This is a genomic window from Iodobacter sp., assembly GCF_025352645.1.
Lineage (GTDB): Bacteria > Pseudomonadota > Gammaproteobacteria > Burkholderiales > Chitinibacteraceae > Iodobacter.
Genome location: NZ_JANXSO010000006.1, coordinates 13,558 through 28,614, shown reverse-complemented (window position 1 = coordinate 28,614; position 15,057 = coordinate 13,558). Strand labels below are relative to the sequence as shown.

Annotated in this window: 12 protein-coding genes; 2 read left to right on the top strand and 10 right to left on the bottom strand. The window is 51.5% G+C overall.

Annotation, left to right across the window (positions count from 1 at the left end):
- Nucleotides 1-106, top strand: a 106-nt coding sequence (locus tag Q0R17_RS00565) for a transposase domain-containing protein (RefSeq protein ID WP_293930999.1), incomplete at its 5' end; no start/stop codon positions are given.
- A 3-nt stretch (nucleotides 107-109) separates the two neighbouring features.
- Here the strand turns inward: Q0R17_RS00565 and Q0R17_RS00560 are convergent.
- The 10 genes from Q0R17_RS00560 to Q0R17_RS00515 all read right to left on the bottom strand — a co-directional run bounded on the left by Q0R17_RS00560 (nucleotide 110) and on the right by Q0R17_RS00515 (nucleotide 11,836).
- Entirely contained in the window at nucleotides 110-3,250 is a 3,141-nt protein-coding gene (locus Q0R17_RS00560; RefSeq protein ID WP_293930997.1) for a type I restriction endonuclease subunit R, read from the bottom strand.
- Between the two features lie 204 nt (nucleotides 3,251-3,454).
- Nucleotides 3,455-4,054: a DUF4276 family protein gene (locus Q0R17_RS00555; protein ID WP_293930994.1), complete on the bottom strand. Its 600-nt coding sequence runs from the start codon at nucleotides 4,052-4,054 to the stop codon at nucleotides 3,455-3,457.
- Nucleotides 4,051-5,145: an AAA family ATPase gene (locus tag Q0R17_RS00550; protein ID WP_293930991.1), complete on the bottom strand. Its 1,095-nt coding sequence runs from the start codon at nucleotides 5,143-5,145 to the stop codon at nucleotides 4,051-4,053. The genes Q0R17_RS00555 and Q0R17_RS00550 overlap by 4 nt, the downstream gene beginning before the upstream one ends.
- Nucleotides 5,138-5,485, bottom strand: a complete 348-nt coding sequence (locus tag Q0R17_RS00545) for a hypothetical protein (RefSeq protein ID WP_293930989.1) — start codon at nucleotides 5,483-5,485, stop codon at nucleotides 5,138-5,140. The genes Q0R17_RS00550 and Q0R17_RS00545 overlap by 8 nt, the downstream gene beginning before the upstream one ends.
- The gene (locus tag Q0R17_RS00540) at nucleotides 5,485-6,963 is read right to left on the bottom strand and encodes a restriction endonuclease subunit S (RefSeq protein ID WP_293930988.1); all 1,479 of its coding nucleotides are present in this window, start codon (nucleotides 6,961-6,963) and stop codon (nucleotides 5,485-5,487) included. The genes Q0R17_RS00545 and Q0R17_RS00540 overlap by 1 nt, the downstream gene beginning before the upstream one ends.
- The gene (locus tag Q0R17_RS00535) at nucleotides 6,953-7,117 is read right to left on the bottom strand and encodes a hypothetical protein (RefSeq protein ID WP_293930985.1); all 165 of its coding nucleotides are present in this window, start codon (nucleotides 7,115-7,117) and stop codon (nucleotides 6,953-6,955) included. The genes Q0R17_RS00540 and Q0R17_RS00535 overlap by 11 nt, the downstream gene beginning before the upstream one ends.
- Nucleotides 7,107-8,225 (bottom strand): YhcG family protein, encoded by a 1,119-nt coding sequence (locus tag Q0R17_RS00530; RefSeq protein WP_293930982.1) that lies wholly within the window; start codon nucleotides 8,223-8,225, stop codon nucleotides 7,107-7,109. Before Q0R17_RS00530 ends, Q0R17_RS00535 begins: the two co-directional genes overlap by 11 nt.
- Entirely contained in the window at nucleotides 8,215-9,789 is a 1,575-nt protein-coding gene (locus Q0R17_RS00525) for a class I SAM-dependent DNA methyltransferase (RefSeq protein ID WP_293930980.1), read from the bottom strand. The genes Q0R17_RS00530 and Q0R17_RS00525 overlap by 11 nt, the downstream gene beginning before the upstream one ends.
- A 125-nt stretch (nucleotides 9,790-9,914) precedes the next feature.
- A complete protein-coding gene (ssb, locus tag Q0R17_RS00520) occupies nucleotides 9,915-10,424 on the bottom strand; it encodes a single-stranded DNA-binding protein (protein ID WP_293930979.1) in 510 nt (169 codons plus the stop codon).
- 23 nt (nucleotides 10,425-10,447) lie between these two features.
- Nucleotides 10,448-11,836 carry an MFS transporter gene (locus tag Q0R17_RS00515; RefSeq protein WP_293930978.1) on the bottom strand — a complete coding sequence of 463 codons (1,389 nt, stop codon included), beginning with the start codon at nucleotides 11,834-11,836 and terminating at the stop codon, nucleotides 10,448-10,450.
- 262 nt (nucleotides 11,837-12,098) lie between these two features.
- On the opposite strand from Q0R17_RS00515, the gene uvrA reads away from it, so the two are divergent.
- The gene (gene uvrA / locus Q0R17_RS00510) at nucleotides 12,099-14,954 is read left to right on the top strand and encodes an excinuclease ABC subunit UvrA (protein ID WP_293930976.1); all 2,856 of its coding nucleotides are present in this window, start codon (nucleotides 12,099-12,101) and stop codon (nucleotides 14,952-14,954) included.
- Nucleotides 14,955-15,057: the final 103 nt, after the last annotated feature.

Here is a 15,057-nt window from a genome sequence, read left to right as displayed (position 1 = left end):
ACTCGATCCACAAGCGTGGCTGACCGACACCTTAGAAAAGTTACCCACTTGGCCAAACAGCCGCATCGATGAATTACTGCCGCTACGACTGCTAGCAGAAACTTAAGCGTCAAGGCGGTGGAGCGGCTGAGCCTTTACATTTGGCACGCACGCTTTCCCTTTGTGACCAATCCACGCTGATATTTTTTCGCAAATTGGTCGTAAGCTCATGCGCAATGCGTTTGAGCGTTTCATCCGGCAGTTCACGCACCGCCGACTCATTATTCGCCAGTGCATCGTAAAACTTTACTTCATCTTCTGATAAGCCCAAGGCTTCACCACGTGCAGCCGCTTCACGAAATTTCTTGGCCATGGCGACCAATTCTTCCATCACTTGCGCAGTTTCAATACTGCGATTTTGATAGCGTTTAACCACATCCGTCAGTAGCTCAGAAAACTTGCGCTGCTGCACCACATTGCTGGCAAACTTGGATTTGATTTCCCCTTCCAGCAAGCGCTCTAGCAATTCTACGGCCAGATTCTTCTCGGGCAGATTGCGAACCTCAGCCAAGAAATCGTCATCTAGCAGGCCAATATTTGGCTTTTCCAAACCCACCGCATCAAAGATATCAACCACTTCATCAGAGGCAACCGCTTGCCCGATAATCTGGCGAATAGCCAGTTCCCTATCTTCATCAGTGCGTTTCTTAGCGCTCAGATCCCGCTTAATCAGCAGCACTTTCACCGCTTGCAGAAAGGCGACTTCTTCACGCACGGCTTTGGCTTCATCCATGGTGCCGCATAGGCTAAATGCTTTACTCATTGCCAAGGCATTATCGGCAAAGCGCTTTTTACCGTCTGCTAATCCCAGCACATGATTAGCTGCGCCTGCCAACAGGCGATGGCCGCCAGTGATAAATTCGCTGTAATCAAAGCCATGCAACATGCCGCGCAAGATATCGATTTTCTCTTCGAGTACCGCCCACGCTTCCGCCGTATCCACCGTCGGTTTACCTCGCCCATTGCTGGCGGTGTATTCCTTCAGCGCCGCTTTTAGCTCGTTAGCGATGCCGATGTAATCAACAACTAAACCGCCTTGCTTATCGTGAAATACACGATTCACCCGTGCAATGGCTTGCATCAGATTGTGCCCTTTCATGGGCTTATCGATATACAACGTATGCACGCAGGGCGCATCAAAGCCGGTGAGCCACATATCGCGCACGATGACTAATTGCAACGGGTCTGCTGGGTCTTTGAAGCGTTTTTCCAGCCGCTTTTTGACTTGCTTAGGGTAGATGTGAGGCCGGAGTAAAGCCTTGTCACTGGCCGAGCCTGTCATCACAATTTTGATCGCGCCCAGCTCTGGATCATCATTATGCCAATCTGGGCGTAGCTTGATCATCTCATTATATAAATGCACGCAAATCTCTCGGCTCATCGCCACGACCATGGCTTTGCCCGACTGGCTTTGCTGCCGTGTTTCAAAGTGATTGACCAAATCAGCCGCCACACTGGCAATACGCGGCTCGGCGCCGACAATCCGCTCCAATGCTGCCCATTTAGATTTCAATTTGCCTTGCTCGCCTTCTTCTTCATCCTCGGCCAGCTCATCGACATCATCGTCAATCTGAGCCATTTCATCGACTTTAAGACTTAATTTGGCCAGCCGCGATTCATAGTAAATCGCAACTGTCGCGCCATCTTCTTTGGCCTGCTGCATATCGTAGATGTGGATGTATTCACCAAATACCGAACGGGTATCTCTATCCTCGCTAGACACCGGCGTACCGGTGAAGGCCACAAAAGTGGCATTGGGGAGCGCATCGCGCAGATGCTGGGCGTAGCCAACCTGATAAGTGCTTGTTAAATACGGAGGGCTCGCCTCTTGAACAACGCCAGCCGTAGCAACTTCAGGCGCGGATGAAATATGCTTTGGCAGGCGTTGTTTGAGCTTGGCTTCAAAACCATACTGCGTGCGATGTGCCTCATCCGCAATCACCACAATATTGTGGCGATCCGACAATAGCGGGAATACATCCTCGTCCTCACCCGGTGCAAACTTTTGGATAGTGGCAAACACAATCCCACCCGAAGGCCGGTTACTCAATTTGGCGCGCAAGTCTTGCCGAGTACTTACTTGAACTGGCTGCTCGCGCAGCAAATCCTGCGCCAAAGAAAACACACCAAACAACTGGCCATCCAGATCATTACGATCGGTAATCACCACAATGGTCGGGTTTTCCATCGCCGCTTCCCGCATCACTCGCGCGGCAAAGCAGGTCATAGTGATGCTCTTGCCCGATCCCTGTGTATGCCAGACCACGCCACCTTTGCCTTTTTTGCCACCGATCACATCGGGGCGAGATGCTGTAACCACTCGTTCAATGGCTGTACGGACAGCGTGAAACTGGTGATAACCAGCAATCTTTTTGACCAGCGTGCCATCGTCTTCAAACAACACAAAAAAGCGCAAATAATCCAGCAGATAGGCAGGCGCAAGAATGCCGCGAATCAGCGTTTCTAGTTCATTAAATTGCCCTAATGGATCAAGGCTAATGCCATCAATCGTGCGCCATTGCATATAGCGCTCGGCATTGGCCGATAACGATCCCATCCGCGCCTCAGAGCCATCCGAAATCACCAGAATTTCGTTGTACTGAAATACATCAAGAATTTGCGCTTTATAAGTTTGAATCTGCTCGAATGCTTTATAAATATCCGCGTTTTTATCAGCAGGATTTTTAAGCTCCAGCAATACCAGCGGCAAGCCATTTACAAATAAAATAATATCCGGCCTGCGGGTATGTTTTGCGCCTTTTAATGTGTACTGATTAATCGCCAGAAATTCATTTAAACCAGACTGCACCGCAAACAGTCCCCCTCGCCCGCTTGCGGGAGAGGGTAAGGGGAGAGGGCTAGCTGCATCCCAATCAATCAGCCTTACAAAATCCCCGCGTGTTTCGCCGTCTTTCTGGTATTGCACCGGCACACCATTCACCAGCAAACCATGAAAATGCCGATTTGCTGCCAATAAAGCGGGGGTTCCTAAATCCAGCACCTGCTTAAGCGCATCGGCCTGTGCCACTAAAGGAATCAAGGGATTTAATCGTGCAATAGCGGAGCGCAGACGTTCAATTAAAACCGGTTGCATATAATCAGCGCGCTCTGCGTCTTTACCATCGGGCGCAATATCATAGCCACAGAGATGGCGATAACCTGTTTCAACCAGCCAGCTAAGGGCTTCTTGTTCTAATTGGTCTTCGGTCATCGTGGTGATTTATGTCGATCAAATCGACACATCCTCAGAATATGTTTAAAAATAAGCGAAAAATCGACATGTCAGCATGGATTTTTCACCTAGATATAAGTGAAGCGATTTGCATTAAAGCACTTATGCCCAGTAGGGTAGGTAGCGTGCATCCAGTGTTGAGCTTGATGCTGAATCATCCAGCACCTGCCCCACACGGATTCGTTAATCTACTAGCGACTCTAAACGGCTCAGCCATCCGTCAAAGCGCGGACATTCCGAACGGATGGCTGCAAGACCTGCTAGCTCAACAATATCGGGGCCGTGCAGCTTTTTGTCATAGCCTGCAAACAAACTTTTCATTCGATGCGAAGGGCTGGTTTGTGGACTATCGTTGACCAGCTCAGCCGAGCCGCAACGGCGTACGGCTTCTTGCATATTGACTAAAGTGGCAGCGCTTCCCTGCAGCCAGCTCACCGTTTGTTCTGGTACTGAAAACAGCAAGGCTTCGAACTCATAGCGTTGCACATAGGGAATAAATCGAGCCTGCTGCTCTTGACTGACCAAAGCAAGAATCGCAGCCTCTAGTTCATCTATTGATCGATTATCGCGGCCTTTGAACTTATAAAAGTCGTACATCGAACTCACTACATCAAAACTGCCTAACATGGCGGGCAGTGCATGTCGGATTTTATCGAGACTGATATTGCCACGCAGGTCAACCCCAGTCGCCTGAATACCAAATGCGGCTAAATGTGGCCGCAATACCCGACTGACGAACTCGCGTTCGGTCGCGCCTTCGGTGCTGATTCCCAGACGAATCATTCTGGCGTCCCTCCGAATACATTCATTTCCCAGATTTCGCCTAGCTTGTATTGCTCCAACCAGCTTTCTACTTCATTTGCCTCTAATCGTCTGAATCGGGACTGATTGTCGATTTGATCCACGACGACCATGTCCTGCCACTCAAATTGATTCGCCAAGGTCACCGACTGTGTGGAAGCAATAATCTGCGTTTTTTCACTGGCCGAGCGCATCATTGCAGCTAGTAATTGCATCGCAAACGGATGCAAACCCAGCTCTGGCTCATCCAGCAAAATCATCGTCGGCAATTTCGGTTGTAGTAGTAGCGTGGTCAGGCAAATAAATCGCAATGTGCCATCTGATAGCATCGTGGCATCAAAATAATCATCGCTCCCCTTATGCTTCCAGCGCAGCCGAATCATATCGTTCGCCTCTGGCTGAAACACGAAATCATGAAAGAACGGCGCGACGCGTTGGATCGTTTTTACAATCCGCAAATATTCAGGTGCTTCCCGAATGCCAAACAAAAACGCAGCCAGATTTTCTCCCTGCGGCATCAGGCGAGCAGTTTGATGGAGGCTATAGCTGGTCTTAACTTTTGCGGTATCGCTGGTGTCATGGAAGTGATACACCTTCCAATCGGATAAATAACCCGCGACATGCTCGGCGGGTCTTGCTGTGCCTGCCGAAGGCAAACCGGACTCCAGCGCACCAGCGCCAGCCAATGGGTAGGATTTTGTACCCCCTCCGTAGCCAATTTCAGCGGCATAGAATAACGCTGCTTCTTCAGCAAATACCAAAGAGTCATCCGTCGTGGGCAGCAATTTTGCGTGATAGCCATTTGGGCTGAAATGCAGATCAATCTCCAGCGCTTCAGTCGTCTTGCGGCCAAAATACAGCGCCTTATCCGCACCATTGAGCTGCGTACGTAAATGCAATTGCAGATCTTTATCCAGCAAGCGGTTCATGAAGCAAAAAAAGCTGATGAAATTGGATTTACCCGCCCCATTTGGACCAATCAGAATATTGAGCGGCTCTAACGCCAGATCAAGTGACTTAATGGAGCGAAAACCTGCCACTTTGATATGTTGCAATCGACCTAATTTAGCCATGATTTTCGGCCTTGTTCCAGTGTGGAGTGTTATTTGACATCAGAAAATAGCCACCGTAAGCACTTTGTTTTGGGCAGGAGATTATTTGTGCGGCGTAAGCCACCGGAACGCGGCGGCTTAATATACCCGCCAGCCTATTCAACATCACACCACCTCCGTAACGGAGCTGGCCGGAGATCAGGCGTGCGGTAGGGTGGGCTAGCCGCGCTGCAATGTCTATTTTGACGGAACTGTATTTCGCGGCGTAACCCACCGGAACGCTGCCGCTTACTATACATGCCAGCCTATCCAGCCCAAGCCATTGATAATCAATGGCTGCATGAATATACCCATTCAACATCACACCACCTCCGTAAGTAGCGCTCCGGCTCCGGCTCCGGCTCCGGCTCCGGCTTCGGCTTCGGCTTCGGGCAGGCGGAGCTGGCCAGAGATGAGGCGTGGTAATAATGTGTCACGCAGGGTGGCTAGGGTTTGGGCTTGCAGATTATTGGTAAAAATCGTTTCTCGTATAGCTGCCGCCATGTCATCAAACGCATTGAAAACTGCATCGGGTGGCATCACCACAGGCAGGCGATACACGTTATTTCTGTTCAACCCCGGCACCGCCCCATCGGTGTTCATGTCGTGCAGCCCAAGGGTTTGCAGAAGATAAAAGCAATAGCTCAATGGCTTTTCTGTTTTGACATAGAAAACTGTATCAATCGGGAAAAAAGGACGGTCTTCCCAATAGAGGCTACCGACAGTTCCTTTTCGCCCAACAATCACTGATGGCCCACTCACCAAGGCTTGATTATGTGAGCCAGTAATACCGCCTGAACCATAAACGGGGATATCGCCGTCGATTCGGTCTGTAGCCTTTAATGCTTTGCCGTAAGCCAGCTCTAGTAAATCATCGACTTTGCTAACATTCCACCCCTCCGGCACTAGGCCTTGTGGGGAAGCGGTGAAGGTGGCGGGGAAGAGGGTTTGGAGTTCGGGGGGGAGTAGATCGTCATTCCCGCGTAGGCGGGAATCCAGTGGCGCGGCTGGATCCCCGACAAAATCACTCGGGGATGACGCGGGGTTGATCATTTGCTTGGTGCTGGCATTGGCATTGGCGTGGACGGGGTCGAAATCGACAAACCACGACTTGAACAGCGCCTGCGCCATCGCCTCCAGCGTCGCATTGGTCTCGCGCAACAGCGCAATACGGTCGTCGAGGGCTTTAAGTGTTGAAGCTGCGCTCTTTTGAATATCTAGCGGCGGTACTTTTACTGAAATTTTCCTTAATTCACTTTGCTTGATACCCAGCACCGTTGTTCCTGTTGCACGAGCTTTCAGTTGCTCCTGCATATCCTCGGACATCATCAAATAAAGCAAGTAATTATTATCAAGAAATCCATCTTTGCCGCGCAAAGTAATAACCCGCTGCGCCAGTGCCACTTTTTCATGTCCAAGCTGAGCAACTTCACCCAAAGGCGCTTCAGTAGTCATGACAATATCGCCGGGTTTTGGCATGCCTCGACGCATCCATACGTCGAAGTCTTCATGGGCAATGAATTCCGTAGGCGTTTCAATTCGCCCTGCTTTAATCACTTTTGCGGTAACCAGTGGAACACCCGACTCAGTTTTCATCGGAGTTTTTCCACGGTAATCAATTAGGGCATCAAGGCAATCTTCTAGGGCTAAAACTGGCCACTCAGCCTCGTAGGGCGCAATCACCGTAGGTATTGCGCCACAAGCCTTATCACTAGATGCGTTTAGAGCCATACCCTCATCCGCCGGCGCATTGCCGCTGTACGGCGAATTCTCCTTACCCATTTGCATCTCAGAACTCATACCCCAGCCCTCCCAGTTTCTGGCGAATCAGCTGGTCGAATTCCGCGCCTGTTGTTTTATTATGGGTATATCGCTGCAGATCAATATTATAAAAAGCTGCAAGCAAATACCCTATTTGTGCAAGCACCACTTGCACCATTGGATTATTCCGCATTGCCGCTCTCCATCTCGTTGCACAACTCCGCTTCGATTTCTTCGATACTCGGCAAGCTGGCTTGCAGGTCTTCCGGCAGTGAGCGGGTGAGCTGGTTTTCCCATTCTGCGACGCTAATCGGCTGGCTACTATTTCCCAAAGCGTATTCGACCAGAATCTGATTTTTCTCTCTGACCAGCAGCAGACCGAGTGCGGGCTGATCGTCTGGATGAGCGAGCAGGCGATTGACTGCTGTCATATACATGCCCAGTTGTGCGCCATCACCGGGGGTGAATTCGCGGGCTTTCAGTTCGATGACGATATAGCGACGTAACTTGAGGTGATAGAACAATAAATCCAGATAAAAATCTTGATCGCCCATTTCCAGATGAACTTGTCGCCCGACAAAGGCAAAACCCTGACCGAGTTCAAGTAAGAACTTCTGGATATGATCCATCAGCCCTTGTTCCAGTTCTTTTTCACGGCGCGGTGCGTCGGTGCCTAAAAAATCGAACAGATATGGGTCTTTAAACACCTGGCTGGCCATGTCGGAATCGAGTGGCGGCAAGGTGGTGGGAAAATTATTCTGCGCTTTGCCGTGGCGGGCGATGGCGCGGGATTCGATTTGCATGGCTAAAATATTGCGCGACCAGCCGTATTCCAGAGTTTGCTGCGCATACCACAGCCGCTCCTCTCGATCACTGAGCTTCTCTAATAGCGCGATATTGTGATACCAGGTTAATTGTGCAAGCACCGCTTGCACAATGGCCTGATCTGTCCAGGTTGAGGCAAAACTGCGCATATATTTTAGATTGCGCGGTGAAAAACCTTTCATATCCGGAAAAGCCAAGCGCAAATCGTGAGCCAGCCGGTCGATAACCCGTGCGCCCCAGCCTTCATCCTGCTGTTTATTGAGGATGTGTTGGCCGATTTCCCAGTACAACAGCACCATGGCCGAATTACTCGCCAAGACCACACGCAAGCGCTCCCTGCCTATACGTTGCTTGAGTTCATTTAAAGTGATGGCATAGCTATCAGGCATTTCAATCGATTCAGCTGGCACAGGAAAACTAACCGTACGGTCGATTTTGCCTCGCTGTTTGCGCTGATCTGGTTGATCAGAACTCATATCCTAAGCCTCCCAGTTTCTGGCGAATCAGCTGGTCGAGTTCCGCGCCTTTGGCCATCTGTTCGCCCAGTTTTTCCGTCAGCGCTGTCATTTTGGTCGCAAAGTCTTCGTCATTGTCTTCGATTTCTTCTGCGCCAACATAACGGCCGGGGGTGAGTACGTAGCCGTGTTCGGCGATTTCGGCCAGTTTCACGCTGCGGCAGAAGCCGGGGATGTCTTCATACCCCTCACCCCGGCCCTCTCCCTCAAGGGGGGAGGGAGAAGAGCGCCAAGCCTTCACCAAATTGGCAATGCGGGTAATCGCCTCGTCATCCAGCTCACACTGCACGCGCGAAATCATTTTGCCGAGCTTGCGCGCGTCGATGAACAGCACTTCGCCTTGGCGGCTGGTTTTGCTCTTGGCCAAAAACCACAGGCAGGCGGGGATTTGGGTGTTGAAAAACAATTGGCCGGGCAGCGCAATCATCACTTCGACTACGTCGGCATCGACCATGGAGGCACGGATTTGGCCTTCGGAATTCTGGCTGGACGACATCGATCCATTGGCCAGCACAATACCGGCGCGGCCATCGGATTTGAGGTGGTAAAGCATGTGCTGCAGCCAAGCATAGTTGGCGTTGCCTTGCGGCGGCGTGCCGTACACCCAGCGCGAATCGCCTTCTAGGCTGCCATGCCACCAGTCGCTGATATTGAACGGCGGGTTGGCGAGGATGTAATCGGCGCGCAGGTCGGGATGCTGGTTTTTGGTGAAGGTGTCGCCCGGTTCACGGCCAAGGTTGAAATCAATGCCGCGAATGGCGAGGTTCATCGCCGCCAAGCGCCAGGTGGTAGGGTTGGATTCCTGCCCGTAAATCGACACATCGCCCAGCTGCCCGCCGTGTGCTTCGATAAATTTTTCCGACTGTACAAACATACCGCCCGAGCCGCAGCAGGGGTCGTACACCTTGCCCTGATGCGGGTCGAGCACGGCCACCAGCGTTTTTACGATGGATTGCGGCGTGTAGAACTGCCCGCCTTTTTTGCCCTCGGCGCTGGCGAATTGGCCAAGGAAGTATTCGTACACTTGGCCCAAAATATCGCGGGCTTTGCCTTGATCAGCCCCAAAGCCAATCGTTGAAATCAAATCGACCAGTTCACCGAGCTTGCCATCGGGCAAGGGGGCTCTAGCGTAGCGTTTATCCAGAATGCCTTTCAGGCTGGGGTTTTCTTGCTCCAGAATCGCCAGCGCATCGTCAATGCGCTTGCCGATGTCGGCTTGCTTGGCATTGGCGCGCAAGGCTTCCCAGCGTGCGCCCTCTGGCACCCAAAATACGTTTACTTCTTTGTAGTAATCGCGGTCTTCCAGCTCTTCGGCCAGCAGCTCGCCATCGCCATCGTGCAGAAAGTAATCGTCGTTTTCATCGGCGAAACGGGTGGTGAGTTCGGCACGGCGAGCGGCGAAGGAGTCGGAAATGAATTTTAGAAAAATCAGCCCGAGCGCGATGTGCTTGTATTCGGCCGCATCGACGTTGGCGCGCAGTTTATCCGCTGCCGACCAGAGGGTTTTTTGTATATCTTGCAGCATCTTGGCTTTTTCTTAATATGGGATAAATTTATTTGTCAGATTATACGCAGTAATTGAGCATTCAGAATGCACAAAGCCCGCATCACTGCGGGCTTTGTGCTTCATTCGCTTGGGCGATTATTCGATTAAAACGGAATATCATCCTCAAAATCATCAAAGCTTTTTGGTGCTGCGGCAGCGGGTGCAGGTGCTGGGCGGCGAGCTGGCGCTGGGGCGGCTTGTTGTGGCTGATAAGCCGGCTGCTGATTAAAGCCGCCATCGTCATAGCCAGTATCAGCTGGACCGCTGCTATTGCCGCTGCGGCCACCAAGCATTTGCATTTGGTCGGCGATGATTTCGGTGGTGTAGCGGTCTTGGCCGGTGGTTTTATCTTGCCATTTGCGGGTTTGCAGGCGGCCTTCAATGTAAACCGAGGAGCCTTTTTTCAGGTACTGCGCGGCGATTTCGGCTAGGCGGTTGTACATGGTGATATTGTGCCATTCGGTTTTTTCTTGCTTTTGGCCGGTGGCTTTGTCTTTCCAGCTTTCGGTGGTGGCAATGCTGAAGTTACATACCGCACCGCCCGATGGCAGGAAGCGATTTTCTGGGTCTTTACCCAAATTGCCGATCAAAATTACTTTATTTAATGAAGCCATTTGTTTATCTCTTTTTTAATCTTTTACGGGGCAGACGGGGTGGTTAAACCCGCCGTCTCTTCAATCAGTTGCCGCGCCGCAGCTTCGTCCCAGCCTGTTTGCAGAACTTTCAGCAAGGCCACGCGTTCGTCAATTAACACAACGGCTTCTTTTACACCGTCAATAGCGGCAAGTTTAACAGACAGAGCCTGTGCGCTGCCTTCCCAATTATCGCCAATATGGAACATTTGTGTTTTAACCGGCAGCGGCGGCTGCATGCCTGCGGCAAAAAACAGCCAGATCACCATCAGTGCAGCACACAGCAAAAAGATAGCAGTGACGCTGCCATGCTGCTGATACAGCCAGCCCGCAATTGCGGAGCCTAAAAACATGCTCAAGGATTGGCAAGTATTGTAAACACCCATCGCCGTACCCTTGGCATCGCTTGGGGCAATTTTAGAAATAAGGCTAGGCTGGGTGGCTTCTAAAATATTAAACGCAATGAAGTACACCGACAACCACACCACAATCATGGTCAGATTAGGCATATACAGCGCCATGCCCAGCTGGGCGAGCAGCATCAGGCTGATGGCAAAAATAAACACTTCTTTTAAGTGTTGTTTTTTTTCACCATAAATCACCGCTGGCACCATCAGCACAAAGCCAACCAACACCACGGGCAAATAAACCCACCAATGATGCGTAAGCTCTAGCCCGCCTAATTGAGTCAGCAGCAGCGGCATCACAGTAAACATGGCCATTTGCGCGGCGTGCAGGGCAAATACGCCGTAGTTCATGCGTAAAAGCTGCGGATTGCGCAATACAGCGGGCAGGCGGGTGGCACTGATTTCGGCGTCAGAATGAAAACGCGAAATGGTTGGATTAGGAATAATCTGTTTCACACCGATCATGGCGGCAATGGTTAAACCGGCAGTCAGCAAAAAGATACCAGGTAAACCAATCCATGCCGCCAGCGTGGGCGCGGCCACCAAAGAAATCGCAAAGGTGCTGGCAATACTACCGCCGATCATCGCCATGGCTTTGGTGCGGTTTTCTTCGCGGGTTAAATCGGCCAATAAGGCGGTGATGGCAGCAGAAATAGCCCCTGCGCCTTGCACCGCGCGGCCCACAATCAGCCATGCCACATGATCAGCCATAGCACACATCACGCTGCCGACTGCGAAGAGGGCAAGGCCGATATAGATGACTTTTTTGCGGCCAACCCGATCCGACCACATGCCAAAAGGCAGTTGCAATAAGGCTTGCGTGAGGCCATAAGCGCCAAACGCCAAACCAACCATCGTATGATTATCGCCACCGGGTAGTTTGCCAGCGTAAACCGCAAACACCGGCAAGATCAGAAACATTCCCAGCATACGCAAGGCATAAAGCCCGGCTAAGCCAAGCGAGGCACGTAGTTCTATAGGAGTCATGGGCTTCAAATATCAATGTCGGGGGCAAAAAAACTGTTTTTATCCACGAAAAACACGAAAATTACGAACAGACCACAGATCATCCACTTATTCAGTGGATTCACGCCGTTTTTAGTGCTTTTCGTGTTTTTCGTAGAAAAATAAGCTTTGCAATAAGCATTAAAGATACAAATGTAATGGTCAAGTAAATGCTTCCAACGCACTTTTGACAGGAAAGTCCGGTATATTATCCGATTCCTCTTTACTGCAGATACCGGCCTTTATGTCGTACCGTCGTATCGAATCATCCGAAGCCCCGCAAATTCGCATTCGCGGCGCTCGCACGCACAATTTAAAAAACGTTAATCTCGACCTGCCACGCGGCAGTTTAGTTGTGATTACGGGGCTTTCCGGCTCGGGCAAATCGTCTTTGGCGTTTGATACGCTCTACGCCGAAGGGCAGCGTCGCTATGTAGAATCGCTGTCGGCTTATGCGCGGCAATTTTTACAATTGATGGAAAAACCCGATGTCGATCTGATCGAGGGCCTCAGCCCAGCGATCTCCATCGAGCAAAAAGCCACCAGTCATAATCCGCGCTCCACCGTTGGCACAGTCACCGAGATCCACGATTATCTGCGGCTGTTATTTGCCCGCGTCGGCACGCCCTACTGCCCCGAGCATAAGCAGCCACTGCAATCGCAAACCGTTAGCCAGATGGTCGATCACGTCTTAGCCCTGCCGGAAGAAACCAAGCTGATGATTCTGGCACCAGTAGTGGTCGGTAAAAAAGGCGAAAACGTTGATCTATTTGACGAGCTGCGTGCGCAAGGCTTTGTGCGAGTTCGCGTGGACGGCGAAATCTGCGAGCTAGAAGAAACGCCTAAGCTAGATAAAAACAAAAAGCACACCATCGAAGTGGTGGTTGACCGGCTAAAAGTGCGCGAAGACATCAAGCAGCGTCTGGCCGAATCCTTTGAAACCGCGCTGCGCCACGCCGAAGGCCGTGCAATTGCGCTAGAAATGGATAGCGGTAAAGAGCACTGGTTCTCCGCCAAGTTTGCCTGCCCAATTTGTAGCTACAGCCTGCCAGAGCTAGAACCTCGCCTGTTCTCGTTTAATAATCCGATGGGCGCTTGCCCAAAGTGCGAAGGCCTTGGCCAGATCACTTTCTTTGATCCTAAGCGCGTAGTGGCTCACCCCGATTTAAGCCTAGCGGCAGGGGCGATTAAGGGCTGGGATAAACGTAATCAATTTTACTTCCAGATGCTGACCAGTATTTCTGAGCACTATGGCTTTGATGTCAGTGAAGCATGGACAGAGCTGACTGCCGAAGTGCAGCAAGCGGTATTGCACGGCTCAGGCACTGAGGAAATTGCTTTCACCTATATGAACGAGCGCGGCAATAAAGTATCGCGCTCGCATGCCTTTGAAGGGATTATCCCCAATCTGGAACGCCGCTACGTCGAAACCGACTCGATGGCGGTGCGTGAAGAATTAGCCAAGTATCAAAACAACCAGCCCTGTCCGCATTGCGAAGGCGCAAGGCTGCGGATTGAAGCGCGTAATGTGCGCGTTGGCGAATGTAATCTGCACGAAGTCAGCAAAATGGCCTTGAAAGAAACCGCAGGCTATTTTGCGGCCCTTACGCTCACAGGCGCTAAGGGGCAAATTGCTGAAAAAATTGTGAAAGAAATTCGCGAACGCTTGGGCTTTTTGGTCAACGTTGGCTTGGATTACCTCAGCTTGGATCGCAGCGCCGACACGCTATCCGGTGGTGAAGCACAGCGAATTCGCCTTGCTAGCCAGATTGGCTCTGGCCTGACCGGCGTGATGTATGTACTGGACGAGCCATCCATTGGCCTGCATCAGCGCGATAACGACCGCCTGCTGGGCACGCTGCGCCATCTGCGCGACTTGGACAACACCGTGATTGTGGTTGAGCACGATGAAGACGCAATCCGTATGGCCGATTATCTGGTTGATATGGGCCCAGGCGCAGGTGTACATGGCGGTGAAGTAGTGGCAGCGGGTACGCCAGAAGACATCATGAACGAGCCACGCTCGATCACTGGGCAGTTTTTATCGGGAGCGCGCAAAATTGCGATCCCAGAAGTTCGCCGCAGCCCAGACCCAGAAAAATGGCTGTCGCTGAAAGGCGCTTCGGGTAATAACCTGAAACAAGTTGAGCTTAAGCTGCCGGTAGGCTTGTTTGTTTGCATCACCGGTGTATCAGGCTCGGGTAAATCTACGCTGATCAACGACACGCTTTACACCATCGCCGCGAAAGAACTCAACGGCGCATCGGGTGAGCCTGCACCGTTTGAAAGCATCACGGGCTTAGAGCACTTTGATAAAGTGATTAACGTCGATCAATCGCCAATTGGCCGTACCCCGCGCTCTAATCCAGCCACCTATACCGGCATGTTTACGCCGATTCGTGAGCTATTTGCCGGTGTACCCACCAGCCGTGAACGCGGCTACGGGCCTGGGCGCTTTAGCTTTAATGTGAAAGGCGGCCGCTGCGAAGCGTGTCAGGGCGATGGCGTACTCAAGGTAGAAATGCACTTTCTGCCAGACGTGTATGTGCCTTGCGATGTTTGCCACGGCAAACGCTATAACCGCGAAACGCTGGAAGTACAATACAAGGGCAAAAACATCACCGAAGTATTGGGGATGACGGTAGAGCAGGCGCTGGAGTTCTTTGCCGCCGTACCTACGGTGGCGCGTAAGCTTAAAACACTGACCGATGTAGGTTTGGACTACATCCGCTTAGGCCAAAGCGCTACCACGCTTTCTGGCGGCGAAGCACAGCGCGTGAAGCTGGCACTGGAGCTATCCAAACGCGATACCGGCCGCACGCTGTATATCCTTGATGAGCCAACCACAGGTTTGCATTTCCACGATATCGACCAACTGCTGGCAGTGCTGCATCGCCTGCGTGAGCACGGTAATACCGTAGTGGTGATTGAGCATAATCTGGATGTAGTGAAAACTGCAGACTGGGTGATCGATCTAGGCCCTGAAGGCGGCGCGGGTGGTGGGCGTATCCTGATGAGTGGAACACCAGAAGAGCTAGCCGCATGCACCGAAAGCCATACTGGGCAATATCTGGCTAAGACCTTAAATATGTGGAAATAAGCGCTAGCTGGCGCATGGTTTTTTAGGGTGGGTTGGGCTAGAAAATGCACTAAATATAGGCGCTACCGCATCCGGCCGTAACCCACCCTACGATGACCTTTTT

Bases quoted from the DNA above. Each gene is read 5' to 3' on its own strand.
- Q0R17_RS00545 (WP_293930989.1), bottom strand. From the start codon at position 5,485: ATGTTGAATGGGTATATTCATGCAGCCATTGATTATCAATGGCTTGGG.
- Q0R17_RS00530 (WP_293930982.1), bottom strand. From the start codon at position 8,225: ATGAGTTCTGATCAACCAGATCAGCGCAAACAGCGAGGCAAAATCGAC.
- ssb (WP_293930979.1), bottom strand. From the start codon at position 10,424: ATGGCTTCATTAAATAAAGTAATTTTGATCGGCAATTTGGGTAAAGAC.
- Q0R17_RS00535 (WP_293930985.1), bottom strand. From the start codon at position 7,117: ATGCGGAATAATCCAATGGTGCAAGTGGTGCTTGCACAAATAGGGTAT.
- Q0R17_RS00560 (WP_293930997.1), bottom strand. From the start codon at position 3,250: ATGACCGAAGACCAATTAGAACAAGAAGCCCTTAGCTGGCTGGTTGAA.
- Q0R17_RS00550 (WP_293930991.1), bottom strand. From the start codon at position 5,145: ATGGCTAAATTAGGTCGATTGCAACATATCAAAGTGGCAGGTTTTCGC.
- uvrA (WP_293930976.1), top strand. From the start codon at position 12,099: ATGTCGTACCGTCGTATCGAATCATCCGAAGCCCCGCAAATTCGCATT.
- Q0R17_RS00540 (WP_293930988.1), bottom strand. From the start codon at position 6,963: ATGAGTTCTGAGATGCAAATGGGTAAGGAGAATTCGCCGTACAGCGGC.
- Q0R17_RS00555 (WP_293930994.1), bottom strand. From the start codon at position 4,054: ATGATTCGTCTGGGAATCAGCACCGAAGGCGCGACCGAACGCGAGTTC.
- Q0R17_RS00515 (WP_293930978.1), bottom strand. From the start codon at position 11,836: ATGACTCCTATAGAACTACGTGCCTCGCTTGGCTTAGCCGGGCTTTAT.
- Q0R17_RS00525 (WP_293930980.1), bottom strand. From the start codon at position 9,789: ATGCTGCAAGATATACAAAAAACCCTCTGGTCGGCAGCGGATAAACTG.